Origin of the sequence: Streptomyces turgidiscabies Car8, assembly GCF_000331005.1 — a bacterium.
Lineage (GTDB): Bacteria > Actinomycetota > Actinomycetes > Streptomycetales > Streptomycetaceae > Streptomyces > Streptomyces turgidiscabies.
The window spans coordinates 1-26,546 of sequence record NZ_AEJB01000320.1 but is presented as its reverse complement, the minus strand read 5'-3'; the positions used below and the strand labels follow the sequence as shown (position 1 = coordinate 26,546).

Annotated in this window: 27 protein-coding genes and 1 tRNA gene; 12 read left to right on the top strand and 16 right to left on the bottom strand. The window is 70.6% G+C overall.

Going from position 1 to position 26,546, the window contains the following annotated elements:
• Positions 1–3: 3 nt before the first annotated feature.
• The 5 genes from STRTUCAR8_RS21360 to STRTUCAR8_RS21340 form a co-directional block, all read right to left on the bottom strand.
• A complete protein-coding gene (locus STRTUCAR8_RS21360; protein WP_006377984.1) occupies positions 4–1,608 on the bottom strand; it encodes an acyl-CoA carboxylase subunit beta in 1,605 nt (534 codons plus the stop codon).
• On the bottom strand, positions 1,605–3,440 hold the full coding sequence (locus tag STRTUCAR8_RS21355; protein ID WP_006377964.1) for an acyclic terpene utilization AtuA family protein: 1,836 nt from the start codon (positions 3,438–3,440) through the stop codon (positions 1,605–1,607). Before STRTUCAR8_RS21355 ends, STRTUCAR8_RS21360 begins: the two co-directional genes overlap by 4 nt.
• Positions 3,437–4,255 carry a TIGR03084 family metal-binding protein gene (locus STRTUCAR8_RS21350; protein WP_006377985.1) on the bottom strand — a complete coding sequence of 273 codons (819 nt, stop codon included), beginning with the start codon at positions 4,253–4,255 and terminating at the stop codon, positions 3,437–3,439. The genes STRTUCAR8_RS21355 and STRTUCAR8_RS21350 overlap by 4 nt, the downstream gene beginning before the upstream one ends.
• Before the next feature lie 127 nt (positions 4,256–4,382).
• Entirely contained in the window at positions 4,383–4,796 is a 414-nt protein-coding gene (locus STRTUCAR8_RS21345) for a hypothetical protein (protein ID WP_006377949.1), read from the bottom strand.
• Positions 4,797–4,876: 80 nt separating this feature from the next.
• Entirely contained in the window at positions 4,877–5,905 is a 1,029-nt protein-coding gene (locus STRTUCAR8_RS21340) for a phosphotransferase family protein (protein ID WP_006377975.1), read from the bottom strand.
• Positions 5,906–6,048: 143 nt separating this feature from the next.
• Between STRTUCAR8_RS21340 and STRTUCAR8_RS21335 the strand changes: the two genes are divergently transcribed.
• Positions 6,049–6,864 carry a methyltransferase domain-containing protein gene (locus tag STRTUCAR8_RS21335; protein ID WP_006377951.1) on the top strand — a complete coding sequence of 272 codons (816 nt, stop codon included), beginning with the start codon at positions 6,049–6,051 and terminating at the stop codon, positions 6,862–6,864.
• 25 nt (positions 6,865–6,889) lie between these two features.
• On the opposite strand, the gene STRTUCAR8_RS21330 is transcribed toward STRTUCAR8_RS21335, so the two are convergent.
• The gene (locus STRTUCAR8_RS21330; RefSeq protein ID WP_006377968.1) at positions 6,890–7,357 is read right to left on the bottom strand and encodes a hypothetical protein; all 468 of its coding nucleotides are present in this window, start codon (positions 7,355–7,357) and stop codon (positions 6,890–6,892) included.
• 176 nt (positions 7,358–7,533) lie between these two features.
• Between STRTUCAR8_RS21330 and STRTUCAR8_RS52585 the strand changes: the two genes are divergently transcribed.
• Positions 7,534–7,603 (top strand) — tRNA-Gly (locus STRTUCAR8_RS52585).
• A gap of 185 nt (positions 7,604–7,788) precedes the next feature.
• Here the strand turns inward: STRTUCAR8_RS52585 and STRTUCAR8_RS21325 are convergent.
• The 3 genes from STRTUCAR8_RS21325 to STRTUCAR8_RS21315 all read right to left on the bottom strand — a co-directional run bounded on the left by STRTUCAR8_RS21325 (position 7,789) and on the right by STRTUCAR8_RS21315 (position 11,761).
• A complete protein-coding gene (locus tag STRTUCAR8_RS21325; RefSeq protein WP_006377959.1) occupies positions 7,789–8,763 on the bottom strand; it encodes a serine protein kinase RIO in 975 nt (324 codons plus the stop codon).
• Positions 8,764–9,064: 301 nt separating this feature from the next.
• Entirely contained in the window at positions 9,065–9,754 is a 690-nt protein-coding gene (locus tag STRTUCAR8_RS21320) for a response regulator (protein ID WP_006377976.1), read from the bottom strand.
• 6 nt (positions 9,755–9,760) lie between these two features.
• Positions 9,761–11,761, bottom strand: a complete 2,001-nt coding sequence (locus STRTUCAR8_RS21315) for a sensor histidine kinase (RefSeq protein WP_006377943.1) — start codon at positions 11,759–11,761, stop codon at positions 9,761–9,763.
• A gap of 177 nt (positions 11,762–11,938) precedes the next feature.
• Between STRTUCAR8_RS21315 and STRTUCAR8_RS21310 the strand changes: the two genes are divergently transcribed.
• Positions 11,939–12,250 (top strand): hypothetical protein, encoded by a 312-nt coding sequence (locus STRTUCAR8_RS21310; protein WP_044472598.1) that lies wholly within the window; start codon positions 11,939–11,941, stop codon positions 12,248–12,250.
• A gap of 66 nt (positions 12,251–12,316) precedes the next feature.
• On the opposite strand, the gene STRTUCAR8_RS21305 is transcribed toward STRTUCAR8_RS21310, so the two are convergent.
• On the bottom strand, positions 12,317–13,387 hold the full coding sequence (locus tag STRTUCAR8_RS21305) for an EamA family transporter (RefSeq protein ID WP_006377946.1): 1,071 nt from the start codon (positions 13,385–13,387) through the stop codon (positions 12,317–12,319).
• Positions 13,388–13,572: 185 nt separating this feature from the next.
• Here STRTUCAR8_RS21305 and STRTUCAR8_RS21300 point away from each other — a divergent pair, with 185 nt between their 5' ends.
• Both STRTUCAR8_RS21300 and STRTUCAR8_RS54320 read left to right on the top strand, forming a co-directional pair.
• Positions 13,573–14,061, top strand: a complete 489-nt coding sequence (locus STRTUCAR8_RS21300) for a hypothetical protein (protein ID WP_044472597.1) — start codon at positions 13,573–13,575, stop codon at positions 14,059–14,061.
• Positions 14,058–14,411 carry a hypothetical protein gene (locus STRTUCAR8_RS54320; RefSeq protein ID WP_044472596.1) on the top strand — a complete coding sequence of 118 codons (354 nt, stop codon included), beginning with the start codon at positions 14,058–14,060 and terminating at the stop codon, positions 14,409–14,411. The genes STRTUCAR8_RS21300 and STRTUCAR8_RS54320 overlap by 4 nt, the downstream gene beginning before the upstream one ends.
• Positions 14,412–14,577: 166 nt before the next feature.
• Here STRTUCAR8_RS54320 and STRTUCAR8_RS21290 read toward each other — a convergent pair whose 3' ends face one another.
• The 4 genes from STRTUCAR8_RS21290 to STRTUCAR8_RS21275 form a co-directional block, all read right to left on the bottom strand.
• Entirely contained in the window at positions 14,578–15,708 is a 1,131-nt protein-coding gene (locus tag STRTUCAR8_RS21290; protein ID WP_006377942.1) for a lipid II:glycine glycyltransferase FemX, read from the bottom strand.
• A 43-nt stretch (positions 15,709–15,751) separates the two neighbouring features.
• On the bottom strand, positions 15,752–16,375 hold the full coding sequence (locus STRTUCAR8_RS21285) for a nucleotidyltransferase family protein (protein WP_006377981.1): 624 nt from the start codon (positions 16,373–16,375) through the stop codon (positions 15,752–15,754).
• 54 nt (positions 16,376–16,429) lie between these two features.
• Positions 16,430–16,834 carry a hypothetical protein gene (locus STRTUCAR8_RS21280; protein ID WP_044472595.1) on the bottom strand — a complete coding sequence of 135 codons (405 nt, stop codon included), beginning with the start codon at positions 16,832–16,834 and terminating at the stop codon, positions 16,430–16,432.
• A gap of 84 nt (positions 16,835–16,918) precedes the next feature.
• Positions 16,919–17,158, bottom strand: a complete 240-nt coding sequence (locus STRTUCAR8_RS21275; RefSeq protein ID WP_006377974.1) for a GntR family transcriptional regulator — start codon at positions 17,156–17,158, stop codon at positions 16,919–16,921.
• A gap of 83 nt (positions 17,159–17,241) precedes the next feature.
• Here STRTUCAR8_RS21275 and STRTUCAR8_RS21270 point away from each other — a divergent pair, with 83 nt between their 5' ends.
• Together STRTUCAR8_RS21270 and STRTUCAR8_RS21265 are read left to right on the top strand one after the other, a co-directional pair.
• A complete protein-coding gene (locus STRTUCAR8_RS21270; protein ID WP_234372772.1) occupies positions 17,242–17,622 on the top strand; it encodes a hypothetical protein in 381 nt (126 codons plus the stop codon).
• Positions 17,622–17,945, top strand: coding sequence for a hypothetical protein (locus STRTUCAR8_RS21265; RefSeq protein WP_006377958.1), 324 nt, complete (start codon positions 17,622–17,624; stop codon positions 17,943–17,945). Before STRTUCAR8_RS21270 ends, STRTUCAR8_RS21265 begins: the two co-directional genes overlap by 1 nt.
• 57 nt (positions 17,946–18,002) lie before the next feature.
• Here the strand turns inward: STRTUCAR8_RS21265 and STRTUCAR8_RS21260 are convergent, their stop codons facing one another.
• Together STRTUCAR8_RS21260 and STRTUCAR8_RS21255 are read right to left on the bottom strand one after the other, a co-directional pair.
• The gene (locus STRTUCAR8_RS21260) at positions 18,003–18,587 is read right to left on the bottom strand and encodes a class IV adenylate cyclase (RefSeq protein WP_044472604.1); all 585 of its coding nucleotides are present in this window, start codon (positions 18,585–18,587) and stop codon (positions 18,003–18,005) included.
• 65 nt (positions 18,588–18,652) lie between these two features.
• Positions 18,653–21,577 carry an FAD-binding and (Fe-S)-binding domain-containing protein gene (locus STRTUCAR8_RS21255; protein ID WP_044472594.1) on the bottom strand — a complete coding sequence of 975 codons (2,925 nt, stop codon included), beginning with the start codon at positions 21,575–21,577 and terminating at the stop codon, positions 18,653–18,655.
• A 278-nt stretch (positions 21,578–21,855) separates the two neighbouring features.
• Here STRTUCAR8_RS21255 and STRTUCAR8_RS21250 point away from each other — a divergent pair, with 278 nt between their 5' ends.
• The 5 genes from STRTUCAR8_RS21250 to STRTUCAR8_RS21230 all read left to right on the top strand — a co-directional run.
• Positions 21,856–23,925 carry a sensor histidine kinase gene (locus STRTUCAR8_RS21250; RefSeq protein ID WP_006377982.1) on the top strand — a complete coding sequence of 690 codons (2,070 nt, stop codon included), beginning with the start codon at positions 21,856–21,858 and terminating at the stop codon, positions 23,923–23,925.
• Complete coding sequence (locus tag STRTUCAR8_RS21245) at positions 23,922–24,407, top strand: roadblock/LC7 domain-containing protein (RefSeq protein WP_006377965.1); 486 nt, start codon at positions 23,922–23,924, stop codon at positions 24,405–24,407. Before STRTUCAR8_RS21250 ends, STRTUCAR8_RS21245 begins: the two co-directional genes overlap by 4 nt.
• Positions 24,404–24,775 (top strand): DUF742 domain-containing protein, encoded by a 372-nt coding sequence (locus tag STRTUCAR8_RS21240; RefSeq protein WP_006377983.1) that lies wholly within the window; start codon positions 24,404–24,406, stop codon positions 24,773–24,775. Before STRTUCAR8_RS21245 ends, STRTUCAR8_RS21240 begins: the two co-directional genes overlap by 4 nt.
• Complete coding sequence (locus tag STRTUCAR8_RS21235) at positions 24,756–25,478, top strand: GTP-binding protein (RefSeq protein ID WP_006377947.1); 723 nt, start codon at positions 24,756–24,758, stop codon at positions 25,476–25,478. Before STRTUCAR8_RS21240 ends, STRTUCAR8_RS21235 begins: the two co-directional genes overlap by 20 nt.
• Positions 25,479–25,531: 53 nt before the next feature.
• Positions 25,532–26,546: cytochrome P450 (locus tag STRTUCAR8_RS21230; protein WP_241784696.1), on the top strand; the 1,015-nt coding region annotated here is incomplete at its 3' end.

Sequence of the window (26,546 nt, the reverse complement as noted above, 5' to 3'; positions counted from 1 at the left end):
TCCTCACATTCGGAAGACGCCGAAGCCGCCGCGGGCGCCCTCGTAGGGGGCGGTGTGGATCGCGGAGAGGCACAGGCCGAGGACGGTCCGGGTGTCGCGCGGGTCGATGACGCCGTCGTCGTACAGCCGCCCGGAGAGGAACATGGGGAGCGATTCGGACTCGATCTGCTGCTCCACCATCGCGCGGAGGGCGGCGTCCCCCTCCTCGTCGTACGGCAGCCCCTTGGCGGCGGCCGACTGGCGGGCGACGATCGACAGCACGCCGGCGAGCTGCTGCGGGCCCATCACCGCCGACTTGGCGCTGGGCCAGGCGAAGAGGAAACGGGGGTCGTAGGCGCGCCCGCACATGCCGTAGTGCCCGGCCCCGTACGAGGCCCCCATGAGGACCGACAGATGTGGGACACGGGAGTTGGAGACCGCGTTGATCATCATCGAGCCGTGTTTGATGATGCCGCCCTGCTCGTACTCCTTGCCGACCATGTAACCGGTGGTGTTGTGGAGGAAGAGGAGCGGGATGTCACGCTGGTTGGCGAGCTGGATGAACTGCGCGGCCTTCTGCGACTCCGCGCTGAACAGGACCCCCTGGGCGTTGGCGAGGATGCCTACCGGATAGCCGTGGAGAGTGGCCCAGCCGGTCACGAGGCTGGTTCCGTAGAGGGGCTTGAACTCGTCGAAGTCGGAGGCGTCGACGATGCGGGCGACGACCTCTCGGGGGTCGAACGGGGTACGCAGATCCCCCGGGACGATGCCGAGCAGCTCGTCGGGGTCGTACTTGGGTGGCTGGACGTCGGCCGGGCTCGGATCGGCGTACGCCTTGCGGTGGTTGAGGCGGGCGACGACCCGGCGGGCCTGGCGCAGGGCGTCGTGCTCGTCGAGGGCGAAGTAGTCGGCGAGGCCCGACACGCGCGCGTGCATCTCGGCGCCGCCCAGCGACTCGTCGTCGCTCTCCTCGCCGGTGGCCATCTTGACGAGGGGCGGCCCGCCGAGGAACACCTTGGCGCGCTCCTTGACCATGATCACGTGATCGGACATACCGGGGATGTACGCCCCACCGGCCGTCGAGTTACCGAACACGACCGCCACCGTGGGAATCCCGGCGGCGGAGAGCCGGGTGAGGTCGCGGAAGACCGCCCCGCCGGGGATGAAGATCTCCTTCTGCGACGGGAGATCCGCGCCACCGGACTCGACGAGGCTGATGAAGGGCAGCCGGTTGGCGAGCGCGATGTCGTTGGCGCGCAGGGCCTTCTTCAGGCTCCACGGGTTGCTGGCGCCGCCGCGCACGGTCGGATCGTTGGCCGTGATCAGACACTCCACGCCCTCGACGACCCCGATACCGGTGACGAGGGACGCCCCGACCGCGTACTCGCTGCCCCAGGCCGCGAGCGGCGACAGCTCCAGGAAGGGCGTGTCGGGGTCGAGGAGCAGCTCGATGCGTTCACGGGCGAGGAGTTTGCCGCGGGCGTGGTGCCGGGCGACGTACTTCTCGCCGCCGCCCTCGAGCGCCTTGGCGTGTTCGGCGTCGAGGCCGTCGAGTCTGCCGAGCATGGACTCGCGGTGGGACGCGTACTCCGAGGACGCGGTGTCGAGCGCGGACGCCAGGACCGTCACAGCATCGCCTCCGGTATGTCGAGGTGCCGGGAGCGCAGCCACTCGCCGAGCGCCTTTGCCTGCGGATCGAACCGGTGCTGCGCGGCGACGCCCTCGCCGAGGATGCCCTCGACGGTGAAGTTGAGGGCGCGGAGGTGCGGAAGGGTATGTCGTACGACGTTCAACTCGGCGGTCTCCGGCAGCAGTTCGCGGAAGAGGTCGGTGGTGAGGGTGTGCGCGAGCCAGCGCCAGGCCTCGTCCGTACGCACCCAGACACCGACATTGGCGTTGCCGCCCTTGTCCCCGCTGCGGGCCCCGGCGAGCAGGCCGAGGGGAGCACGGCGGGCAGGGCCGGGCGGGAGGGCATCGGGCAGGGAGGGCTCCCGCAGTTCTTCCGGTACGAGGGTGGCGTGCGGCGGGGGTACGGGGATCCGGCGTCCGTCGTCGAGTACGGCGACGTGGCTCACGGCGCCCTGGGGGACGTACTCCGCCTCGAACACCCCGTAGGGGGCACCCTTTCCGGGGGGCGCCAGGACATGGAACCCCGGGTAGCTGGCGAGGGCGAGTTCGACGGCGGCGCCGCTGAGCGTGCGGCCCACGGCGTTCTGGTCGGGGTCGCGGACGACGAGCCGGAGCAGCGCGCTGGCCGTCTCCTCGGTGGGCGCGTCGGGGTGATCGGTGCGAGCGATGGTCCAACTCACCTCGGCAGGACGGGACTTGACGGCATAGAGCGCGGTTTCCAGCTGGTCCCGGACGAGTGCGGCCTTGTGCTCGACGTCGAGCCCGGTGAGCACGAAGGTGACCTCGTTACGGAAACCGCCGAGCCGGTTGAGGCCCACTTTGAGAGTGGGCGGGGGCGCTTCCCCCCGTACGCCGTGGATACGTACCCGGTCGGGCCCGTCCTGGGCGAGGCGGACCGTGTCGAGGCGGGCGGTGACGTCGGGGCCGGCGTACCGGGCACCCTGTGTCTCGTACAGGAGTTGAGCGGTGACCGTGCCGACGTCGACGATGCCACCGGTGCCGGGGTGCTTGGTGATGACGCTGGTGCCGTCGGAGTGGATCTCGGCGAGGGGGAAACCGGGGTGACGGAGGATGCGGGGGTCGCGGGGGGCGTGCTCGGCGTTCGTGACCTTGGCATTCGCGTTCTTGATGTTCGGGTTCTTGATGTTCGGGTTCTTGATGTTCGGGTTCTTGGCGTTCCCGCGCTCGGTGCTCATGTGCTCGGTGAAGAAGGCGTAGTTGCCGCCGGTGGCCTGCGTACCGCACTCCAGTACGTGCCCGGCGACGACGGCACCCGCGAGCTGATCATGGTCCTCCGGCCCCCAGCCGAAGTGGGCGACGGCGGGCCCGACGACGAGGGCGGCGTCGGTGACGCGGCCCGTGACGACGATGTCCGCACCTTCGCGCAGACAGGCGGCGATGCCGAAGGCACCCAAGTAGGCGTGCGCGGCAAGGCTGTTGGGGTGGTCGGCGGTCAGGTCGTCGCCCTCGACGTGGGCGACGCGGACGGGGACGCCGAGCCGGTCGGCCAGTTTCCGGACGTTCCCGGCGAGGCCCGCCGGGTTCAGGCCACCGGCGTTGGCGACGATCCGCACTCCACGCTCATGGGCGAGCCCGAGGCACTCCTCCAACTGCCGTAGGAACGTGCGGGCATACCCGGCCGACGGGTCCTTCGGGTCCTTGAGGCGGTCGCGGCCGAGGATGAGCATGGTCAGCTCGGCGAGGTAGTCACCGGTGAGGACATCGAGCCGACCGCCGGTGAGCATCTCGCGCATGGCGCCGAAACGGTCGCCGTAGAAGCCGGAGGCGTTGCCTATCCGGAGGGGGGCCGGGTGTCCCTGGGGGGCTGTCACTGCGATGCTCCGCCGGGTGCCCGTCCGTCGCCCGGCGGGCCCGCGAAGGCCTGGGCGATGTCGAGCCACTGGTCGGCGTCGGCGCCTTCGGCGTGCAGGGCGAGGTCGGCGCGATGGGCGCGCTGGGTGACGAGGAGGCAGAAGTCGAGGGCGGTGCCGGTGACCAGGCCGACCGCGTGCTTCGGGTCCTCCGGACCGTACGTCCACAACTCCCCTGTGGGTCCTACGAGTTCCACGCGGAACTCGTCGAACGGTGGGGTCATCCCGTGCACACCGAACGCGAAGTCGCGGGTGCGGACACCGAGCCGGGCGATGTGCCGGAGCCGGGCGGTGGGGGCGATCCGGGGCACGCTCAGTGCGTCAGCCACGTCCAGGCCGTGGGCCCAGGTCTCCATCAGCCGGGCGGTCGCCATGGAAGCGGCGGACATCGGCGGCCCGTACCAGGGAAACCGTGCCCCGGCGGGTGCCGCGCGCAGGGCGTCCGCCAGTGCCTCGCGCCCGGCCCGCCAGTCCGCGAGCAACCGCGCGGGCGGCTCCCCCGCCCCCTCCTCGGCACCGTTGTCCACGAAGTCCCCGGGCGAGATCAGCGCCTTCTCCACCTCACGGTCGAAGGCGGCCCGGTCGGTCACCGCCAGCACGGAGGAGTGGTCGGTCCAGGCGAGATGCGCGATCTGATGGGCGACGGTCCAGCCAGGGGCGGGAGTGTCGAGGGCCCACTGCTCGCTGCTCAACTCGGCAACCAGGTCGTCGAGTTGAGCACCTTCCTGGCGCAGGTCGTCGATGACGGCCCACGTATCGGCCGAGGGGTCGGACACGGGCGCTTCCCTTCGGGTGGGGCGGGGTGCCGGACGGTGGGGCGTGGTGCGGTCCGCTCTCGAACGAAGGATGACAGCGACGCAAGAAACAAGCAAGCATGCTTGCATTAATCTCGGGGTTGGACCCCTACTCGTCGTCCTCGTCGTCCCAGGCCATCGAGCTCATCCGCCAGCCGACAGGCGTCAGGACGAACTGGGTGGTCTTGCGGCCGGCGCCCTCGAACCACTCGCCGTCGAGGAAGCCGGACTTGCGGTACTCGCTGAACCGGTGCGCGATCGATCCGAAGATGTCGGTCCGCTCGGCGACTTCCCATTCGGAGAACTCCGTCAGCGTCCCGTCGGTGAGGATCTTCTCCCGGGGCTCGACGAACGCATTGAGGTCGTAGATCACGGGATCACCTCCGATGTTTTTGATGATCATCCCCTGCGGAATGAACACCTCCCGGACGACCCCGACGTTCGGCCGACTGCCGCCGGTGTTGGTGAACGCACCGAGGAAGGCGCGCATCAGTTGGTCGAGTTCGGCCTTGGCGTCGGACACGGGTGATCCTCCATGGGGTGAGACGTTTCGTGTTCCCGGGCGTACCGGGCGCACCGGCATCCCGGCATCCCGGCGCCTGTTCAGGCGTAGCGACCGAGAAGGGATCCGATGTATCCCTCCAGTCTTTGGGCCAGGACACCGGCCGTCAGATCGACCCGGCCCAGTTCACGCCACGGGACGGCGAGCTTCTCCGCGTCCGGGGCGTAGCCCAAGGCGTCGAGCAGCCGCCAGTAGAGATGGGCGGGGCCGTCGTCGGCCAGGGTTCCTCCCGCTGCGACGTAGCGATCGGCGAAGTCCATCCCTGCGGGAATCCCGTGCAGAAGGGCGAGGGCCGTCGAGCAGTGAGCCACGTCCAGGTCGACCGGCCCCCAGGACGTCTCCACCCAGTCGACGACACCACTGATCCGCAGATCACCACTGGCCTGAAGATCATCTTCGACGCCTGCGCCTGCCCCTGCGCCTGCCCCTGTGAAGAGGACGTTGCCGGGATGGAAGTCCCGGTGCAGGAAGCGGCCCTGATAGGCCGGGGGCTCCCGGCGGATGACGTCGACAGCCCGCTGCCAGAGCTCAGGATGCTCGCTGCCGGCGGGCAGGGTCACTCGCTCGGGAGAGGTCCAGGCCTGGTAGGTGCGAGGGCGCTGCCCGGCGGTCACCGGCAGCTGGTGGATGCGCACCAGTTGCCGGGCGAGCAGGTCGGCGCGGTCGTCGGCACCTTGATCGCTCAGGCGCACGGTCCCCGGCAGCAGGGTCATCAGCAGGGACGGGTGGTCGCAGTACTCCGCCGTCGCATCCACCGCCTCGAGCCTGGCCGCGGGCACATCCGTGTCGCCGAGCAGGCTCAGGATCGTCGCCTCCCGGGTCAGTAGACCCTCCGCGTGTTGAACGAAGAACGGCTTGACGAAGGACCGCAGGACCAGTGAGCGCTGCCGACCCTCCGGCCCACAGAGGTCCAGACGGCGCATCTCCGAGGTCCAGCCCCCGCGCAACCGCTCCACGCCTACGATGCGCTCCGCCTCGGACAGCCCCTTCTCCACCCAGGAGCGCGTGGCACTCCAGCCCTGACTGTCGAGATCCGCACCGACGCCCTCGGTTCCCTCACTTGAGCTCATGGGGGCAGGCTATGCGCCTTGCTGCGAGCGCGGACCGGGTACGGGGATGAGACGGGAACCGGGGAACTGAGGGGGCGGCTACCGACGGTGGACATGTGGAAATTCGGATGCACCGCCGACTCCCCCCGCAGTACGGTCCCCCGATGACTGCCTCAGACGCCGAACCCCACCAAGGCCGAGCCGCAGACAACGACGAAGACGGCTACTTCGGGGAACCCGTGGCCGCGCAGTACGACGACTCCTCGTCCGACATGTTCACCCCCGCCGCCATCGAACCGGCGGCCGATTTCCTGGCCGGGTTGGCCGGGTCGGCCGGTGCCGGACGGGCCCTCGAACTCGGGATCGGGACCGGGCGTATCGCGTTGCCGTTGGCGCGGCGCGGGGTCGAGGTGCACGGGATCGACATGTCCCGGGCGATGGTGTCCCGGCTGCGGGCCAAGCCGGGCGGGGACGCGATCGGGGTGACGATCGGGGACTTCTCGACCACGAGGGCCGGTACAGCGGGCGGGGGCTCGGCCGGGGACTTCTCCGTCGCCTACCTCGTCTTCAACACCATCATGAACCTGACCTCGCAGGAGGCCCAGGTGGCGTGCTTCCGCAATGTCGCGGCGCAGTTGGCACCCGGCGGGACCTTCGTCATCGAGGTCGGCGTCCCTCGGCTGCGCAGCCTGCCGCCCGGGCAGAACGTCGTCCCGTTCCACACGAGCCCGACACGCTGGGCCTTCGACGTGTACGACGTCGCCACCCAGGCGACCAGCTCGAACTACGTCGAGGTGGTCGACGGGCGCGGGTCGTACCGGTCGATCCCGTTCCGGTACGTATGGCCGTCCGAGCTCGACCTGATGGCCCAACTGGCCGGAATGCGGCTGCGCGAGCGGTGGGAGGGGTGGTCCCGGGAAGCGTTCACGAGCGAGAGCACGAAGCACGTGTCGGTGTGGGAGAAGCCCGCCGCCGGATAGGTTCCCGCCTTGCGCGCGGGCCGGGTCAGTCGCCCGAGCAGCCGAAGACGCCCAGGTGGGTCGGTTCGTCGCCGGTGTACAGGACGACGTACAGGCCGGTCCACCGCGCCTGGTTCTCGTGGAGCAGGGTCTCTGCACGGCCACTCGCGTTGTCGTTCGCCTCGGTGATCAGCGTCTGGAACTGCTCGGGGGTGGGGCGTTCGGTGCCGAAGTGGCGGACGATGCGGTCGGGGGCGAGAGGGCGGAGGATTCCGGTTTCCTCCACCTTGTTGTACGGGGACGGGGTATCCGGGATGTGCACCACGCGTTCGATGTCGAGGATCGAGTGGGTGCCCTCCTCCATCAACTCCTCGTCGGTGTAGAGGTCTTCGAGGGTCTCGTACGTGTCGTCGTCGCCGTAGTCCTGCTGGAACACCCGCGTGTGCAGGTTCTCCAGGGCCCGTTCAACACTCCCGTCGAACCTAGTGACGTAATCCCAGCCGCTCGCACCCACCGCGCGCCCCTCTCCTCCGTGCCCTCCTGGCGAGGACGGCGTAAACCTAGAGGGCGGGTCTGACAACGGCGCCGCGACGGCCGACTTGTCCTGCTCCGGTGAACGGTTAACGGAGCCGGCCGCGTACGCTAGACTTGATCTTGAGCTGGTCGCCGCAACTTCGGGTGGCTGGTGCTGCGTTGGTGGTCCAAGGAAAGACGCCCCGCTTCCTGCGGGGAAATGCAGGTGCAAGGCCTGCCCGGCGCTCGATCACAGGGCCCGTCCGTGAAAGCGGACGGGCCCTGTTCGTTGTCCCGCGTGACGTCGGCTTCCAGGATTCGGCTTCGGCTGTGGTCCTGGAGGCCGACGCTGTTGTCTGGGGATGGCGAAGGCCCGGCCGGACCGCTGCCGGGTCGCGCCTCACGAGCGCAACCCAGCGACGGCCGCCCGGTTCAGAAGGCGTGCGCCATGAGCTCCGCGAACAGCTCTTGCTCGTCGACGTCGAGGCCCCGCGAGCGGAACCAGCCGCAGATGTTGGCGCAGTCGCGCTGGAGGAAGCCCATCGCGTTGAGGTTGCCGACGAGGTCGACGATCTGCGGCAGGTCGATGATGACCAGGCGTTCGCCCGCGGCCAGGATGTTGTACGCCGAGAGGTCGCCGTGCACGACGCCGTGCTGCACCATCGTCGCCAGCGCTTCGGTGAGCTGCTCGAAGTACGCTGCCAGCAGTTCGGGGGAGGGACGGGTCTGGGCGAGCCGCGGCGCGGTCTGGACGGCGCCGTCCTCGTCGACGACGGTGATCCACTCCATCAGGATCTCGGTGCCGTCGATCTGGACCGGGTAGGGAACCGGCAGCCCGAGATTCCAGAACCGCACCAACGCGCCCCACTCGGACACCGCCCACTCGCCGGCCGCGACCTGCCGGCCGAAGGTGCTCTTGCGCTTGACGGCCCGCTCGTCACGTGAGCGCTTCATCGAGCGGCCCTCGGTGTAGGACGCGGCACGATGGAAGGACCGGTGCTCGGGAGAGCGGTACCGCTTGGCCGCCATGACCACGCCGGCGGCGGGATCGAGCGGGTCGGCGCGCTCGACGAGGTGGACGTCGGCCTCTTTGCCGGTCTTGAGGACGCCGAGCTCGGTGTCGACCGCTCCCTGCGAGGTCACCACCCAGTCCGGGAGTGGCTCTGGTCCTCGGCAGAGGGGTTCGACGCTGAGCCAGGTCGACCATCGCTGGCCGTCCTCGAGGTCGTCGTAGGAACGGAAGTCGAAGACGAACCGGTGGTCGACGTCGCCCAGGTCGTCCGGCGGCGCGACGTGACCGTACGCACCGGTGCTGAAGTCGTCAGGAAATGCCGGGTGTTGAGGGTGCTGAGTGCGTTGCGGGTTCTGTCGGTGCTGTGGGTGCTGCGAGAGATCGTCGTGAGACATCGCTGGAGGTGCTCCATGAGGTGAGACAGAGGCGGTCTGCGGGCAGGCCGAGGACAGTCGTTGTCACGGTCGTGCCTCCTCTCGTGGAGTACCGGGCAGCTCCCGGTGTCGCGCCCATGGTGAGGGGCGGACGTAAGGAGCGGCAACCGAATAAATCCGGCCCGGTGCGGGCGGCCCGGTACGGCCGGCCCAGCGGTGCGTGGTTTCCGGCCGCCCCTGCTGTGGGGCTCGCCCCCACAGCAGTTCACCCGTCGGCTCCCGCCGGGACCCGTCGGTCAACTCCCGTTGCCGCGCACGCCGTTCAGGGGCGTGGCGGTTTCGGCCGGACCAGGCCGGTGTCGTACGCGAAGATCGTCGCCTGCACCCGGTCCCGTAGATCCAGCTTGCTCAGGAGCGCGTTGACGTGGGTCTTCACGGTGCCCGTGGCGACGCCCAGGCGGGTGGCGATCTCGGCGTTGGCCAGGCCGATCGCGATCAGGGAGAGGACCTCGCGCTCCCGGGGGGTGAGGACGTCGAGCGCCGTGGGGGCGGTCGGTGGGGTGGGAGCGGTGGCCGTGAACGTGTCGATGAGACGGCGGGTGACCGCGGGGGCCAGCATGGCCTCTCCTGCGACCACCACCCTGAGCGCCGTGAGGAGTTCGGCCGGCTGGGCGTCCTTGAGCAGGAAGCCGGAGGCACCCGCGCGCAGGGCCTCGTAGACGTAGACGTCGAGGTCGAAGGTGGTCAGGACGAGCACCCGGGGTACGTGGCCCGACGCCGGGCCGGTCAGGAGACCCGTCGCCGTCAGGCCGTCCATGGCGGGCATGCGGATGTCCATCAGGACCACGTCCGGGGTCAACTGGCAGGCCAGCGTGACCGCTTCGGCGCCGTCACCCGCCTCGCCGACCACCACGAAGTCCGGCTCCGCGTCGACGATGGCCGCGAATCCCGCGCGGACCACGGCCTGGTCGTCGACGACGAGGACCCGGGCGGGGGCGGAGGGCGAGATCATGGGGCGTCACTTTATCGAGCCCTCGGCAGGGCTCATGGGCAGGGTGTCGGCAGCGGTGCCGTCGCGCAGGCTGCCCAGGAGCTCACGCATCGCCGCCAGCGCTTCACGGGCCGCCGGTGCCACGTCGTCGAGGCGGCCCTCCTCGGCGGCGCCGACCACTTCACGGGTCCGGTCGAGGACCGCGGCACGCAGCCCGGCGGCGACCCGCTGCCGTTCCCAGTGCGCCGAGGCGAGCGCCCAGTGGACGAGCGCGCCCAGTTCTCCGTCCTCGCGGCGGGCGACCTGCCCGCGCCGGGACCTGACGAGAAAGCCCGCCAGCCACGCGCAGCCGAACAGCGGCAGCAGCATCACCGTCAGGACGAACACGCTGACCCCCACGGCAAGAACTCCGGCCGGGTCCCCGTCGATCATGCCGTCCCGCGCCGCTGTCACCGTCACCGCGCCGGCCAGCACCGGCGCGGCAAGCGGCACCGATGCCCAACTCGCCCACGGATCACGGCCGTACGCCCCCACCGCGTACACCCCGCCCACCAGCGCGCAGGCGCCCGCGGTCAGGGCGAGCCAGGGATCCGCGGCGGAGCCGGGCGGCCACGGCCACAGCCAGGCTCCCGCGAGCAACGCGGCCAGCACCGGCCAGGGCGCCGTCCGCCGCCACAGCAACGGCGACAACTGCACGACCAGCAGCACGCTCAGCAGCAACAGACCGGGCGCGTCCCGATCCTCGACGAACAGGAACACCGCCGGGAGGAGTCCGGCGGCCGGCAGCAAGGCGTGCGAGGCGAGGCGCCAGTCCAGCGCCCTGCCCCTTCCGGCCGAAGGACGTGCGGTCTGTCCCGGGTGGGCCGGCAGTTCCACCCGTACCGACCAGCCGCCGGACGGGTCCGGCCCCGCGGTCACGGTGCCGCCGACCGCCTCCGCGCGCTCACGCATACCGGTCATGCCCCGGCCCGACCCGAGACCCCGGCCGGCCGCACCGGAGGCGCCGGCCTCCAGGTCCGTACGGGACCCTCCGGCATCGTCGACGGTGAGCGCCAGCCACCCGTCGCCCAGGTCACGCAGGCCGACTCGTACGACCGCCCCCGGGGCGTAGCGCAGCGTGTTCGTGAGGGCCTCCCTGGCGATGCCGAACACCGCCTCCGTCACCTGCGGGGCGGCCAGTTCGACGCCCGCGTCGCTCGTGATCTCCACTCGCTGTCCGAGGCGGACGAAGCCGTCGGCGAGTTCCTCGATCCGGGTGCCCAGCAGGACGTCGTCGCTCCCCTCCGCTCCCCCCAGGGAGGTGACCAGTTGCTGCACGGTGGTCAGCGTCTCGCGGCCGGTGCGGGCGGCGAAGTCGAGTGCTTCCGCGGCCAGTTCGGGGCGGCTGGCGGCGAGATGCCGGGCGGCCTCCGCTGTGACGACCACGGAGGTGAGGTGGTGGGCGCTCACGTCATGCAACTCCCGTGCGAGCCTGCGCCGTTCACTCGCCGCCGCACCCTGTCCCTCGGCCCGGGCGCGGGCCAGCCGGGCGGCTGCTCCGGCTCGTGCGGCCGACTGGTGGGCGCGGCCCCGGCCGAGCCCGACAACGCCCAGGTGGAACGCGACGGTGATGATGAGCCCGGCACCGGCCGGGAGGCTCACACCGTCGACGGCCAGGCCGATCAGGCCCTGGTAGCAGAGGAGGACGCCGACCGCCCGCAGCGTCACCGGCAGGGTGGCGCGGGCGGCGACCGAGTACACGGCCACCAAGTCGCCGACGATGACGAAGAGTTGGACCGCGTCCGAGGCGTCCGCGAGCAGGGCCGGTCCGTAGAAGACGGACACCCCGGCCAGCGCCACCAGCGGCGCGCGCCGTCGCAGGCCCAGCGCGACGACCGTCCCGGCCGCCACGACAAGGGTGAGCGCGAGTTCCTCGCGGGAGAAGCCACGGAAGATGCCGTGGCCGCCGTTCAGCACCTCCGGTCCCGGCCACACCAGGAGGCAGGCCGCGACGGCCGACGGCAGCAGCCAGTTCCGTAACGTTTCCATGAGGGCACGAGCCTACGAGGTGCCGTCCCGCCGGTACGTCCTGCGCCGGACCGACCTGTTCCCGGCGGCATCTACCTTTCGGTAGAGACGGCCGAGCCGGGCGACCATCCTCCGGTAGAGGCGAAGACCGTGCCACCGCACGACGACTTCTCCGCGCGACACGATGATGCTGGCGGTATGCAGCTCGATGACATCGCCGTACCCCTTCTCGTCCTCGTCGCCGTCGTAGCCCTGTTGACGCTGGAACGCCATACGCCCCCGGTCTGGCTGGCCGTCGTCCTGTGCGTGGTGACGTATCCGGCGGGCTCCTTCGTCGTGTCGGCGCTCGAACTGGGCGGCGATCCGGTCGATGTGGGCACCGCCCACAGCGCCGTGACACTGACCGCCATCAGCCTGGCGGGGTACGCCCTGACCGCCGCACACCGCCTCTGTGCGGGCCGCGAGCACGGCGGCGAGGCGGAGCCGGACGAGTCAACTACCACGTTGTGACAATGCGGTTGTGACACCGGGCAAGGCTTACGCGGCCGGCGCTCCCCCGTCGACGAGACGGCGCTCCTACGCCTCCAACTCCAACGGCTTCTTGAGCACAGGGGGTTCGGCGTCCTCGTCGATGACCGCGACCGGAGCCGTCTTGCGGCCCACCTGCGTCCGCACGGCCCCCATGCTCGCCACGATGACGAGGGAGATCGCGAGGGCCTCGGGGACGGAGAGGGCCTGGTGGAGGATCAGGAACCCGGCGAAGGCGGCCACGGCGGGCTCCAGGCTCATCAGGACCGCGAAGGTGGAGGCGGGCAGACGCCGCAGGGCGAGAAGCTCAAGCGTGTACGGCAGGACGGACGACAGTACGCCCACCCCCGCACCCAGCGCCACGGTCGTCGGGTCGAGCAGCCTGCCGCCCGACTCCACGACCCCCAACGGCAGAAACGCCACCGCGGCGACCACCATGGCGAGCGCCAGCCCGTCGGCCTGCGGGAAGCGTCGCCCCGTACGGGAACTCAGGACGATGTACACCGCCCACATGACACCGGCGCCGAGCGCGAAGGCGACCCCTACGGGATCAAGGGTGTCGAAGCTGCCGCCGCCGAGCAGAAAGACCCCGGCGAGGGCGAGACCGGCCCACGCGAGATTGAGGGCGCGCCGGGAGGCGATGACGGACAGTACGAGCGGTCCGAGCACTTCCAGGGTGACGGCGGGCCCGAGCGGGATGCGCCCGATGGCCTGGTAGAACAGCCCGTTCATGGCGGCCATGGTCACGCCGAACAGGACGACCACTCCCCAGTCGCCCCGCGAGTACCCGCGCACCTTGGGCCGGCACAGCACCAGCATGATCAGCGCGGCGGCCACCAGCCTCAGCGTCACGATCCCGAAGGCCCCGGCCCTCGGCAGCAACGTCACGGCGAGCGCCCCGCCGAACTGCACGGATATCCCCCCGGACAGCACGAGCCCGACGGCCCCCAGGGTCCCCCACCCCTTACGCGCCCCCCGATGCCGCCCCCGAGAGCCCCCGGGGGTGGGAACGATCAGAGCGGGCAGGTTGGCGGAGGGCACCACGGTGTCCCCCACGCCTGCGGGCACGACCGGTCCGGCCACGACGGCCCACGCGGGCAGACGCTCAGCACTGGTCATCTTTACAGGGCCTTCCCAGGATGTACGCGCGATCTCCGTACAATGCGATGCACTTCACCGTCCAGAGTAATGGACTGGGGAGCGAGTGCGAATCCATGCACACCCAAGGCGTCCCGGTCTGCACGCCGACGGCGGAGGCGGGCGGTCGGTAGACATCCCTGGACTTCTGAACTACCTTTGAAGTCATGATCGTGACGCCCATAGAAGCCAACTTCTCAGAGCTGCTCCAGAAGCCAAAGGACACGGTGGCTCGTATGCAGGGCAGCGTCCGTCGAGGCATCCGCCTGCACCGACGCGACGACGAAGACCTGTACCTCACCACTGCGGCCCGTGCGGACGAGGCCACGCAGGTCGTCGACTCCACCACCCGGATCTTCGTCGCCATGATGAAGAGCGACCCCCAGGCGACAAAAATCCTCACGCATGTCTTTCCCGACGCGTTCCCGTGGGTGCGCTTTCTGCCCGAGGCGGCCGTGCGTGAGTTCCTCGTCGAGTTCGTCGAGAGCGCGCGCGCAGCGGTCGACCTCGACAACGTGAACTTGCTCGCCCCGGTGATCGCCGCATGGAAATCCACCGCACTCATCCACGCGGACACGGAATTGCACCGCGAGCTCATCACTCCGGCGAGTGAGGATCTCGGCCCTGTCGAGCCGCCGGAGGTTCACTCCGAGTGAGTCCGAAGAAAGGGGACCCGGTCGCGCCACGACCGGGGAAAAACGAATACGACGTCCGGTACGGGGAGACCGCAACGGTCGAAGGATGGCGAGAGGTCGGAAACAAGGCGCCCGGTAACGCCCACAAAGCGTGGGAACAGATGCGCACCGACCCCAGCCCGGCAGTCCAGTCGGATCGCCACCACCAGCTCAGATTCGATCTCACCTATCGCGACTTCAGAGGTGAACGGCTCCCGCAGTGGCAGATCGAAGTCACGGGCGGCGGGCGCATCTGGTACGTGATCGATGAAGAGCGGCGCATCGTCTGGCTGATGAAGGCCAGCCTCGGCCACCCCAAGGCGACCGAATAGCAGACCCGCACGCCGCGCCGGGTTCGCCGAAACGGCAGCCTGCGTTCTCGACACCCCGGCCCGCAGCCACATCGGAACGTTGATCACCCGCACCGAGGCGATCCGAGCCGCGCCGTACGTGTCTTCTGACACGCCCGCACTGGTGTTTTCCTCTCCCCGTCTCCCGTCAGCGCCGGGACATGTACAGGTCCAACGCCTTGTGCAGCAGCCGGTTGAGGGGCAGGTCCCACTCCCCCAGATACTCTGCGGCCTCGCCCCCCGTACCGACCTTGAAGCGCAACAGGCCGAGCAGGTGGTTGGAGTCCTCCAACGTGTCCGTGATACCGCGCAGGTCGTACACGGCGGCGCCCAGCTCATGAGCGTCGACCATCATGCGCCACTGCATGGCGTTGTTGGGCTGGACCTCACGCCGACGATTCGTGGAGGCCCCGTACGAATACCAGACGTGCGCGCCGACGGTGAGCATCGTCGCCGCAGCGAGAACCTCGCCCTCATGGTGGGCGAGATAGAGCCGCATACGGTCAGGGTCTTCGGCGGTCAGCGCACTCCACATTCGCTGGAAGTACGGCAGCGGACGCGGAAGGAACCGGTCGCGCTCGGCGGTCTCCGTGTAGAGGGAGTAGAAGACCGGCAGATCCTCGTAGCCGCCCCGCACCACCCTCACGCCCGCTTTCTCGGCCTTCTTGATGTTGCGCCGCCACTGCTGGTTCAGGCCACGGTGTACTTGCTCCAACGACCGTCCCGCGAAAGGCACTTGGAAAACATACCGGGGTTGCCCAGCGGCGAACCCACCGTCCTCGCCGCCCGGTTCGCTCTGCTGCCAGCCCATCCCGCGCAGCCGGTCGGCGACGTCGAAAGCACTCGGCTCGTACGAGGTGGCCTCGGCATCACGCAGTCTCCGCGCGGCAGGATCAGCGATCGCCGCCTTGACCGCTTCCGCACTCCACCGGCGCGCGACGACGGGCGGCCCCATCTTGACCGAGAACGCGCCCTGGCTCTTCAGATACGCGGCCATCGGCACCAACCACCGATCGAGGTCCGGCGCTGTCCAGTCGATCAACGGCCCTTCGGGCAGATAGGCGAGGTACTTCTTGAGCTTGGGCAACGGCCTGTACAGCACGAGCCCCGCGCCGACGAGCCGCCCACCATCCCCGTCGTCGAACCAACCCAGGCTCTCCGCCCGCCAGTCCGGCTTCACATCGCCCCAAGAGGGCACCTGCATATGGCTGGCGGAGGGCCGGGCAGCGACGAACGCCAGATGCTCGGCGCGACTGACGGGCTGGACACGGAGAGACACGAGTGAGGCTCCTTGAGCAGGCTGGGCCTACCACCCTAGGAGATCAACTCCGACCGTCCCGTGCACCACTCGTCCGAGGCCAGTCGAGCACGGTCAACTCGGGCCACTGCTCCCGCCACCGTGCCGCCTTCGCCTCGTAGACGGCCTGTGGGGCGAGTACCGGGTTCGGTCGGACGACGAGGTTGAACACGTCCGACAGGCCGTGCGGCGCGTACACCCGCCAGCGATCGTCCCGTTCCAGACGTACGCCCAGACAACACGTCGTCGCCGCGAAGTTGTCGATCGCCGCCTCGGTGGACCGGTACGGCGAGCAGGGGACGCCGAACTTCTCCTCGTACCAGAGGTGCACCCGGGCCTCGTTGCGGATCTCGACCTCTGCGGGCAGGCCATCGAAGATCTCCCGTCCGGCCTGGATCACCCTGTCTTCCGCCTCCCACGACAGATCGCCGTCGTCGAAGTAGAAGACGTCGTAATCCTTGATTCCGCTGGTCGGCGACCGGTCGGTGACCACATTCCACACGGTCTGGAACAGACACCCGGCGGTCAGGTACCACCCGGGCAGATCCAGCGTCGCGGTGCGGGCCAGCACCTCCACCAAAACCTCGTTGCGGGACAACACCTCGTGCAGGGCCCCGAGTTGTTCATCCAGAGGAAGCCGACCGATCATCAGCCCTGCCTATCACAGGGCACCACTCAACGCCTCGGAACGTTCACCGGGTGGTCAGCAGCTCCCGCGGCCCGCCCCGCGCGCCTTCACCGTCCCCCGTTGGGCGCGCATGTGCGGAGCGACGAGGAAGCGGGGGCGGTTGAACCAGATGATCGACAGCGTCAGGGCCACACTGGTCAGCAACGCGACCAGCAGCATGCCCAGCAGCCCCGCCTCCCACGCGGTGAGGGATCCTGGGGTGAGCAGGACGGTGGCCATCAACAGGGCTGCCACCCAGTGGAAGACGCCGAGCATGCCGAAGGCCCGCTCGATACCGGTCCTGAAGTCTTCCGGGTACGGCACGAAACGCATCCGGTAGGCATACGAGATCCCCTCCCGCCAGCTCCGCCCGGCGAACCGGAGGAACGTCGTGCCCACCACCCCGCAGAGGGCGATGACGAGCCAGTACACGACGCTCATCGCAGCCTCAACCGTTGTTGGCGCGGTCATCGAGCACGTAGGCCGCACCGGCGCCGATCAGCACCCCGGTCGCAGCACGACGCCTCACGCGCCGGGGCGCCTGGCGACGAAGGAGCCGAGTCCCGGCTCCGTGTAGGTCAGCCCCTCTTCCCGCAACGCGCGAAGCACCTTGTGCGCGGTCGCGTTGGCGATCCCGAACTCCCCGGTGAGCTGCACGACGGAGGGGACTCGCGTACGTGGCGGATAGGTGCCGTCGGCGATGCGGCCTCGCACCACCTCCGCGACCTGGCGCCAGCGTGGGATGTCGGGAACAAATTCGATCACCGCTCCAGCATGCGTATGCCTAGGTCGTTATGCGATACAGGGGACCCCTAGCATGTCTAGAATGCTCCACGTAACCTGAGGTCATGGAAGACCCCCGCGACGGGAGCAAGCCGTCCGGGGGCATGGCCACCAGCTGGATCCGAACGGAGCTGACGACAGTGACCGACCCTATCGGCCGCCTCATCACCTGGGTGAGCCTCCTGCTCGCCCCGCGCGGCACACACCGCCGCACATCCCCGACCGCCCTCCTCGCACCCACCACCCCGCCCCGAACCCCACTCCCCACCCACCGCAGCCCGTACGGCGTCGAGGCCGTCGCCCGCATCGACGGCACCGCCACCAGGTCCGTACGCCCGTACCTCGTCGCCCACGAACAACGGCTACGGCGACGGGAGTTGGCGATGGCCACCCTGGGGCTGGACATGCCCGGCCCCTACTGGATCCACGGGATGGAGGTCGCCTGATGCGAGCGGAACCGGTGTCGACGGAGTCGACTGACGCCCCTGAACTGCCGCACGAGCCACGCCTGTTGCCCTGGACCGGCCAGGAGGGCAGGCCCTGTTACCTGATCACCGACGACCACGGTGGCCCCGTGTCCCGGCTGGCCGACGCGACGGAGTCGATCCAGCTCGGCATGGGCACGGAACTGCTGGCGCACGCCCACGAACTGCTCCCGGACACTCCACGGGGCGAACTCCGTTTCCTCGCGGAGCGATTGACCGAGGCCCTGCGTGATGCGCTTCGCGTCGCCGAGAGCCGGGGACAGCGGCTGAACCGGCTGAACTGAACAGGGGATGAGGTGAGGTGAGGGGGCCCGCGGTTGTTCGGTCCCCTCACTCCGTACTCAGAGCCCGGCGACCGCAGCCTCACTCCTGTCGGTGTCGGGGTCGGCGAAGAGGAGCGTGGCTTCGGCCAGGATGTCGCGGCCTGACTCGGTCCTGTAGATCTCGTCGACGCTGCCGAAGCGCGCAGTGCTGTAGTCGAGGTCCAGCAGAGCTGCCGCCTGACGGACCGACGCTTCGTCGGGGCCTTCGATCTCGACGAAGGTGGGCAGGTCCGGCCAGGTGTCGAAGTCGAAGACGACCTCGCCCAGGCGCCATTCCTCTCGGTAGTTCTCCTGATAGCGGACCTCTCGCAGGCCGAGGCCGTGCAGAATCTCGGCCATGGCGTGCAGGTCGCCGACCTCGGTCTCGATCTCGGTGGTGCCGTCGATGCGCGTGGCGTCGGTGACGTGCTTGAGTGTCAGCGTGGAGCGTGTGCCCTCGTCGCGCAGCCTGATCCACTGGCCGGCGTCGAGGGCGTCGTTCTCGAAGATCTTCCGGGTGAGGCGGGTGCGGGGGAATGCCTGCGTGGCGCCCAGGTCGGTGAGCTTGACCTGGAGCTCGGTGACGTCGATGTCAAGGAACTTGGCCTCGTACTCGTGCTTCATAGCGACCATTTTCTTCCGGCTGGCCGGTTGCTTGTGCGCGTGGGCGGCGAGGAACAGTCCCTCGCTCACCCCCCGTCCCCCTCCGCTCCCTCCATCAGGCTCTCCGCCAGCACCTCCGCCAGATGCCGCCCCCGCACCCCCGCCAGCTGCTGAAGCTGTGTCCGGCACGAGAAGCCGTCCGCCAGGATCACCGTCCCCTCGGCCGCCTCCCGTACCGCCGGCAGCAGCCGTTCCTCCGCGCAGGCCGTCGACACCTCGTAGTGGCCCTTCTCGAAGCCGAAGTTGCCGGCCAGGCCGCAGCAGCCGCCCGTCAGTTCACCCGTCAGGCCCGCCGCCGTGCGCAGTCGGCGGTCCGCCGCGTCGCCCAGCACCGCGTGCTGGTGGCAGTGGGTCTGGCCGGTCGCCGGGCGGTCCACGCGGGGCGGGGTCCAGTCGGGGGCGTGGTGTTCCAGGGTCTCCGCGAAGGTGAGGACCGAGTCGGCGAGGCGACGCGCGCGCGGGTCGTCGGGCAGTAGTTCAGGCAGGTCCGTGCGGAGGGCTGCCGCGCAGCTCGGTTCAAGGACCGTCACCGGGGTGCCCGCGTCCAGGTCAGGTTCCATCAGGTCGAGCGTGCGGCGCAACACCACGCGGGCCCGGTCCAGTTGGCCCGTCGAGATGTACGTCAGGCCGCAGCAGACACGGGTGGGGACGGGCAACCGGCCTGTCCTCCGTCCGGTCGGCGGCAGCGTCACCTCCAGGCCCGCCGTCTCCAGTACGCGTACGGCCGCCTGCCCCACCGAGGGACTCAGGTGGTCGGTGAACGTGTCGGGCCAGAGGACGACCGTCCGCCGACCGCCGCCGCTGTCAGGCGCAGCCGCCCGCCTCCCCCACCACCGGCTGAACGTCTCCCCCGCCACCGCCGGGATCTCCCGCTCGGGCGCGATTCCGCCGAGCCGTTTCGCCGTCGCCGCCAACACCCCTATCCCCGCAAGGGAGTTGACCAGCCTCGCCGTACGCGTACGGGCGACCGTCCCCAGCCAGACCGGCAGCCACCCCATCGCGTAGTGGGCCGCCGGGCGCAGTCGGCCTGCCCAGTGGTGGTGGAGGAACTCCGCCTTGTACGTGGCCATGTCGACCTCGACCGGGCAGTCCGAGCGGCAGCCCTTGCAGGAGAGGCACAGGTCCAGGGCGTCGCGGACCTCCTCCGAGCGCCAGCCGTCCGTGATCACCTCGCCCGCGAGCATCTCGTGCAGCAGCCGGGCCCGCCCCCGCGTGGAGTGCGCCTCCTCGCCCGTCACCCGGAAGGACGGGCACATGACATCTGAGCCTCCGCCACCCCCCGAGGCCCCATGGCCTCCATGGCCCCCTTGTCCCCCGTGTCCCCCTGAACTCCCCTTGCCGATCGCCGCCGGCGTACGGCACTTGGCCACGCCCACGCACCTGCTGACCGCCGCCGCGAAGTTGCCGCCGTCCGACGGATAGCCGAAGACCACGTCCACCGGCTCTCGGGGGAGGACCGCGAAGCGGAGGTTCTCGTCCAGGCGGGCGGGGCGGACCAGCATGCCGGGGTTCAGGAGGTCGTCCGGGTCCCAGAGGGACTTCGCGCGCTCGAAGAGGGCGATCACCTCGGGGGCGTACATCTTCGGGAGCAGTTCCGCGCGGGCCTGGCCGTCGCCGTGTTCGCCGGACAGGGAGCCGCCGTGCGACACCACCAGCTCCGCCAGGTCCTCCGAGAAGCGGCGGAAGCGTGCCACGCCCGGCGCGGTCAGGAGGTCGAAGTCGATGCGTACGTGGATGCAGCCGTCGCCGAAGTGGCCGTACGGTGTGCCGCGCAGGCCGTGGTCCGCGAGGAGCCGTCTGAAGTCCCTGAGGTAGGCGCCCAGTCGGCGTGGGGGTACCGCGCAGTCCTCCCAGCCGGGCCAGGCCTCCGTGCCGTCCGGCATCCTCGTCGCCGTGCCGCTCGCGTCCTCCCGGATGCGCCACAGGGCGCGTTGACCGGCCGGGTCGGACACCACCAGGGCGTCACCGACGTCCGCCGCGCGCACGATCGTGTCCGCCCGCGCGCGTGCCTCCGCCGGGGTCGCGCCGCCCGTCTCCACGAACAGCCAGGCGCCGCCCCGGGGCAGGTCGGTGGGGGTCCGGACCAGGTCGGCGGCCATGCCCTCGACCGTCAGCGGACCGTACGGCAGCAGACCCGCCGCCGCGTCCGCCGCCCCGCTCTCGTCCGCGTACGCCAGCACGGCCAGCGCACGCGCGCGCGGGGCCTCGACCAGCCGGACGACCGCCTCCGTGACGATGCCCAGGGTGCCCTCCGAGCCGCAGAAGGAGCGGGCGACATCCGCGCCCTTCTCGGGCAGCAGTGCGTCCAGCGCGTACCCGGAGATACGGCGGGGGAGGTCCGGGAAGCCTGTGCGCAGGCGGGCCAACTCGCCCTCCGCCAGCTGTCGCAGGCCCTCCGGGGCGCCCGACCAGCCCTGTCCCAGGCGGAGGCGGTCGCCGCGCGCGCGGATCACCGTCAGCTCGCGCACACTGTCCGCCGTCGTGCCCCAGGCGACGGAGTGCGGGCCGCAGGAGTTGTTGCCGATCATGCCGCCGAGCGTGCAGCGGCTGTGGGTCGACGGGTCGGGGCCGAAACGCAGGCCGTGCGGGGCGGCGGCCTCCTGAAGACGGTCGAGAACCAGCCCTGGCTGAACAACAGCCGTCCGTTCCTCGTGGTTGAGGGAGAGGAGGTGGCCCATATGCCGCGTGAAGTCCAGAACGACCCCTGTGCCCGTCGCCTGGCCGGCGATCGACGTGCCCCCGCCGCGCGCCACGACCGGCACCCCGTGCGCCCGGCAGACGGCGAGGGCCGCCGCGACGTCGTCCGCGTCGCGCGGGGCGACCACGCCCAGCGGGACGCGCCGGTAGTTCGACGCGTCCATGGTGGTCAGCGCCCGGGACATGGCGTCGAAACCGACCTCGCCCCGGACGGCCTTCCGCAGTTCCGCCTCCAGCGGCCGAAGATCCGTCATGACCCCAGCATGCATCCCGCCACTGACAGTGACCGTCCGAGCGCCCGGCGAAACGTGGACGGTTTGTGGGGACCGAGCCGAAACACCTCAAACTCGCTCACTAACTCCCCTATAGTTGCGACGAGTTGAGCACCATCAGTCACAACTCGCTCACAAACCGATTGCACAGGCGCCCCGCAGACACCCCCGCAGGGCCCCTTGGCCCAGGCAGCAGCACCGAGGACGCAGCCGAGCACACCGCCGAGGATCCGACCGAGGAATCGACCGAGGACCCCTTCATGACCGCGCCCCGCCAGCCAGGCGAACGCCCCGCCTACCGTGCTCTCCTGCCCGCCCCGCTGCTCACCGCCGTACTCGCCGCGCTCGCGGTGGTCGGCGCGGTCTCCCGGGCGTCGAACGAGGCGCGAGTCCCGCTCGCCCTGGGCGGAGCCGGCGCGGCGCTGCTGCTGTGCGCGGCCGTCACCGTGGCCGCCCACGGCATCCGGTCCGCCCGGCTGGCGCAGCGTCGGCTCACGGCCGTCAGCGACGACGCCGGGCGTCTGCTGCACGACCGCGCCCGCCTCACCGAGGAGCTGAACCAGGTACGGGCCGGGCTGACAGCCGATCTGGAACGGGAACGCGCGCGCGTGTCCGCCGACCTCGTCCGCGAACGGGTCCGCCTCCACGAGGCCTCCGCCCAGGAGTTCACGCGCCTCCAGCAGGCGAAGGCCCACGAGCTCACCCTGCTCACCGAGGACATCGCCCGTCTGACCGAAGAGCTGCGCCGGGCCAAGCAGGAGCGGGCGGCGGCCCTCGCGGCCACCGCCAACGCGGCCGGCCGGATGCAGGCGCTGGCCACGAGCACCCTCGCCGACCTGCGCGCCATGGAGGACCGGCACACCGACGAGGACGTCGTCGCCGACCTCCTCCACCTCGACCACCGCACCGCCCAGGCGGGCCGCCTCGCCGACTCCGTCGCCGTCCTCTCGGGCGCCCGTTCGGGCCGCCGCTGGGCCCGCCCGATCGTCATGGAGTCGATTCTGCGCGGCGCCATGGGCCGCATCAGCGGGTACCAGCGCGTGCGCGTGCACTCCGCCAGCGCCGCCGCCGTCGCGGGACACGCCGCCGAGGGCGTCATGCACGCGCTGGCCGAACTCCTCGACAACGCCGCGAACTTCTCGCCGCCGACCGCCGAGGTCCATGTGTACGTCGAGGAGGTCCCCGCCGGGATCATCGTCTCCGTCGAGGACAGCGGCCTGGCCATGAGCGACGTGCAGCTGCGCCGCGCCGAACGGGCCGTCTCCGGGGAGGACGGGAGCAACGACACCAAGGGCGGCGGGCGGAACGCCGACGGCATCGGGCTCGGTGGCCTCACCGGCACCCGCCTGGGCCTCTCCGTCGTCGGCAGGCTGGCCCGCAAGTACGGCCTCAAGATCTCCTTCCGCCCCTCCGCGCGCGGGGGCACCGGCGTCCTGGTGCTGATCCCGCAGGACATCCTGGCCGGGGACGCGGTCGTGGCCCCGCCGCTGCCGACACCAACGACTCCGCCGACGCGGATGACACCGCCCGTACCGGAGGCGCCCGCGGCCCCGGCACCCACTCCCGGCGAACCCTGGGAAGCCCGCTCCGAGGACCAGGAGGAGGGACAGGGACAGGGACAGCATCTGTCGGTGTCGTACGCGGAGGAGGGCCACGCGGAATGGCCGTACCCCGAAAAGCCGTACGGGGACCCGCCCTCCACACAGGAGCCGTACGGGGACCGGCCCCCCGCCCAGGGGCCCTACGCGGACAGGCCATACGCGGAAAGGTCCTCCACACAGGGACCGTACGCGGACCGGTCCCGGCCCCAGGAGCCCCACGCGGAGCAGTCGGACACCGCCCAGCCGTACGCGGAGCAGCCCTACGCGGGCCAGTCGTACACAGCCGCGCGTGCCGCAGTCGGCGACCTGGACCCGGACCCCGTACCGACGCACGAGTCCCCCGACCACGCCCCGGAACAGCCGGAGAGCCCCACCGCGGAGGCGCCCTCCGACGAGCTGCCGCAGCGGCGGCGGGGTCGTACGCTCGCCGCCGCCGAACGCGCGCGGGGGGCCGCACCGGCCGACGGGTCGAGGTTCTCCATCCCTCTCGCACCGCCCGACCCGGACGACACGCGCGAGCGGGTGGCCCGTTTCGGGACCTTCCGGCAGGCCGTGCGCGGCACCGTGCCCGACCAGGCGGCCCTCCAGGGCAGCACCAGCCCGGAGCCACCGCCTCCGCCCTCCGCCGCCCCCGCGCAGGCTCCCTCGACCCCGGCGGAAGCGGCGCCCGTACCGCCCGCCACCTCACCCCCCACCACCTCCCACCCGGAAGGCGACCCCACCCCATGACCGGCACTGGCCTCGGCCCCGGACCGACGACCGCCGACGAGAAGCTGACCTGGCTCATCGAGGGCCTCCTGGAGCGCACCCCGGGTGCCCGGCACGCGCTCGTGCTGTCCCGGGACGGCCTGAAACTGTGCCGTACGCCGGAGCTGTCCGTCGACCAGGCGGACCAGCTCGCCGCGATCGCCGCCGGTATCCAGTCGCTGTCGCACGGCGCCTCCGTGGAGTTCGGGGACGGCAGCGGAGGTGTGCGGACCGCGATGACGGAGTTCTACGGCGGGGTGCTGTTCATCGTCGAGGCGGGCCAGGGCGCACACCTGGCCGTCGTCACCACCGAGGACGCGGACACCGGGCTCGTCGGCCACAACATGAGCGAACTCGTCGAGCAGCTCGGGGAGCACCTGCGCGCCCAGCCCCGGACGACTCAGCCCCGTACGACAGAGCCCCGTGCGACAGAGTCCCGTGCGACTCAGCCGCGTACGGCATGAATGGTCCGGGGGGACAACCCGGGAACCGTCCGGGAAGGGACGATTCTCCGGACCGGCTCTACACGCTCACCGGAGGCCGCAGCCGCGCCGCGCCCGACAACCCGTTCGACCTGGTGACGCTGGTCGTCGCCGAGTCCGATCCGGTGCCGGGGATGCAGTCCGAGCACGCCGCGATCCTGCGGCTCGCCGAGCGGCCCACGGCGGTGGTGGAGGTCGCCGCCGTGCTGCGGCTGCCGGTGGGCATCACCAGGGTCCTGCTCGCCGACCTCCTCGCCGCGGGGCGCGTCAGCGCCCGCCATCCGCGCCGGACCGCCATCACCGACCCCGACATCCTGGAGCAGGTGCTCGTTGGACTCCGCAACCTCTGACCGCGCGAACAACCGCACGGGCGACGTCACCGACGACCGCGCGGAAGCCGACCTACGGCCGCCCCTGCGCGCCTCCGCCGACAACGGGCTGAAGATCGTGATCGTCGGCGGCTTCGGTGTAGGCAAGACGACGCTCGTCCGGTCGGTCAGCGAGATACGTCCCCTCAGCACCGAGGAGACGATGACGCGGGCCGGTGAGAGCGTCGACGATGTCAGCGCGGTGCGCGACAAGAAGGCCACCACCGTCGCCTTCGACTTCGGCCGCATCACGCTCGACGCCCACAACGTGCTGTATCTGTTCGGGGCGCCGGGCCAGGAACGCTTCTGGTTCCTCTGGGACCGGCTGTTCGCCGGCGCGCTCGGCGCGGTCGTCCTCGTCGACACGCGCCGCCTCGACGACTCCTGGTACGCCATCGACCGCCTCGAACAGCACGGCACCCCGTTCGTCGTGGCCCGCAACGACTTCGGCGGCCAGGACTTCGCCCCGCAGGCCATCCGCGACGCGCTCGACCTCGACCCCGACGTACCGCTCGTACACTGCGACGCGCGCGCCCGGAACTCGAGCAAGCGGGTGCTGATCGCTCTCGTGGAGCACGCGAGACACCGCTACCGGCGTGCCCGGTCCCAGGTCCAGCCCCAGTCAGCCACCGCACATACACACGATGGCCAAGTGGCCGCACATCACAAGGAGTTGCCCCGGTGACCGCCGCGCATGTCCCCCTCGACGGCCACCGGCTGCGGACCGAACCCGACCGGATGTACCGGGAGATGCGGCGCGACCACGGGCCGGTGACACCGGTGCTGCTCGACGGGGACGTACCCGCGTGGCTGGTGCTCGGCTACCGCGAACTGCACCAGGTCACCGGCGACTCCGTGCTGTTCAGCCGGGACTCGGAGTTGTGGAACCAGTGGGAGCGGATCCCCGCCGACTGGCCGCACCTGCCGATGATCGGCCGCCGGCAGCCCTCGGTCCTCTACACCGTAGGCGAACGCCACAGTGAGCGCGCCGCGATGATCGGCGATGCGCTGGAGGGGGCCGACCCGGTCGAACTGCGGTCGTACGCAGAGCAGTTCGCGGACGAGCTGATCGACTCGGTCTGCGCCCGGGGCCAGGCGGACCTCGTCCAGGAGTACGCGATGCGGCTGCCGGTACGGGTCATGGCCCGCCTCTTCGGTTTCCCCGACGAGGACGGGCGCGCCCTGGTCTCCGCCGCGCTCGCCATGACCGGTGGGCAGGAGGCCGGCATGGCCGGCCAGCAGCACCTGATCGAGTCGATGGGCCGACTGCTGGCCGCCCGTCGGGCGCGGCCGTCGGACGACGTGGTCTCGCGGATGCTCGCGAACCCGTACGGCTTCACGGACGAGGAGGTCGCCCACGACCTGATGATCATGATCGCGGCGGGCAACGACCCCACCGCCGACTGGATGGGCAACTCGCTGCGTCTGATGCTCACGGACGAGCGGTTCGCGGCCTCCCTCTTCGGCGGTCGCAGCAGTGTCGCCGAGGCGATGAACGAGGTCCTGTGGGAGGACGCGCCCGTGCAGACCATGCCGGGCCGCTGGGCGTCCCGCGACACCCGCCTGGGCGGCCGGCACATCCGTACGGGCGACCTGCTCCTCCTCGGCCTGCAGGGCGCCAACTCCGACCCCCAGGTCCGTACCGACGGCTCCGCCCTCACCGGCGGCAACAACGCCCACTTCTCCTTCGGCCACGGGGAACACCGGTGCCCGTTCCCGGCGCAGGAGGTCGCGGAGGTCATCGCGAGAACGG

What these genes read in the sequence shown, in the direction of transcription:
- STRTUCAR8_RS21340 (WP_006377975.1), bottom strand. Translation starts at nt 5,905, where the DNA reads ATGAGCTCAAGTGAGGGAACCGAGGGCGTCGGTGCGGATCTCGACAGT.
- STRTUCAR8_RS21335 (WP_006377951.1), top strand. Translation starts at nt 6,049, where the DNA reads ATGACTGCCTCAGACGCCGAACCCCACCAAGGCCGAGCCGCAGACAAC.
- STRTUCAR8_RS21325 (WP_006377959.1), bottom strand. Translation starts at nt 8,763, where the DNA reads ATGTCTCACGACGATCTCTCGCAGCACCCACAGCACCGACAGAACCCG.
- STRTUCAR8_RS21320 (WP_006377976.1), bottom strand. Translation starts at nt 9,754, where the DNA reads ATGATCTCGCCCTCCGCCCCCGCCCGGGTCCTCGTCGTCGACGACCAG.
- STRTUCAR8_RS21315 (WP_006377943.1), bottom strand. Translation starts at nt 11,761, where the DNA reads ATGGAAACGTTACGGAACTGGCTGCTGCCGTCGGCCGTCGCGGCCTGC.
- STRTUCAR8_RS21310 (WP_044472598.1), top strand. Translation starts at nt 11,939, where the DNA reads ATGCAGCTCGATGACATCGCCGTACCCCTTCTCGTCCTCGTCGCCGTC.
- STRTUCAR8_RS21305 (WP_006377946.1), bottom strand. Translation starts at nt 13,387, where the DNA reads ATGACCAGTGCTGAGCGTCTGCCCGCGTGGGCCGTCGTGGCCGGACCG.
- STRTUCAR8_RS21300 (WP_044472597.1), top strand. Translation starts at nt 13,573, where the DNA reads ATGATCGTGACGCCCATAGAAGCCAACTTCTCAGAGCTGCTCCAGAAG.
- STRTUCAR8_RS21285 (WP_006377981.1), bottom strand. Translation starts at nt 16,375, where the DNA reads ATGATCGGTCGGCTTCCTCTGGATGAACAACTCGGGGCCCTGCACGAG.
- STRTUCAR8_RS21280 (WP_044472595.1), bottom strand. Translation starts at nt 16,834, where the DNA reads ATGAGCGTCGTGTACTGGCTCGTCATCGCCCTCTGCGGGGTGGTGGGC.
- STRTUCAR8_RS21270 (WP_234372772.1), top strand. Translation starts at nt 17,242, where the DNA reads ATGGAAGACCCCCGCGACGGGAGCAAGCCGTCCGGGGGCATGGCCACC.
- STRTUCAR8_RS21265 (WP_006377958.1), top strand. Translation starts at nt 17,622, where the DNA reads ATGCGAGCGGAACCGGTGTCGACGGAGTCGACTGACGCCCCTGAACTG.
- STRTUCAR8_RS21260 (WP_044472604.1), bottom strand. Translation starts at nt 18,587, where the DNA reads ATGAAGCACGAGTACGAGGCCAAGTTCCTTGACATCGACGTCACCGAG.
- STRTUCAR8_RS21255 (WP_044472594.1), bottom strand. Translation starts at nt 21,577, where the DNA reads ATGACGGATCTTCGGCCGCTGGAGGCGGAACTGCGGAAGGCCGTCCGG.
- STRTUCAR8_RS21250 (WP_006377982.1), top strand. Translation starts at nt 21,856, where the DNA reads ATGACCGCGCCCCGCCAGCCAGGCGAACGCCCCGCCTACCGTGCTCTC.
- STRTUCAR8_RS21245 (WP_006377965.1), top strand. Translation starts at nt 23,922, where the DNA reads ATGACCGGCACTGGCCTCGGCCCCGGACCGACGACCGCCGACGAGAAG.
- STRTUCAR8_RS21240 (WP_006377983.1), top strand. Translation starts at nt 24,404, where the DNA reads ATGAATGGTCCGGGGGGACAACCCGGGAACCGTCCGGGAAGGGACGAT.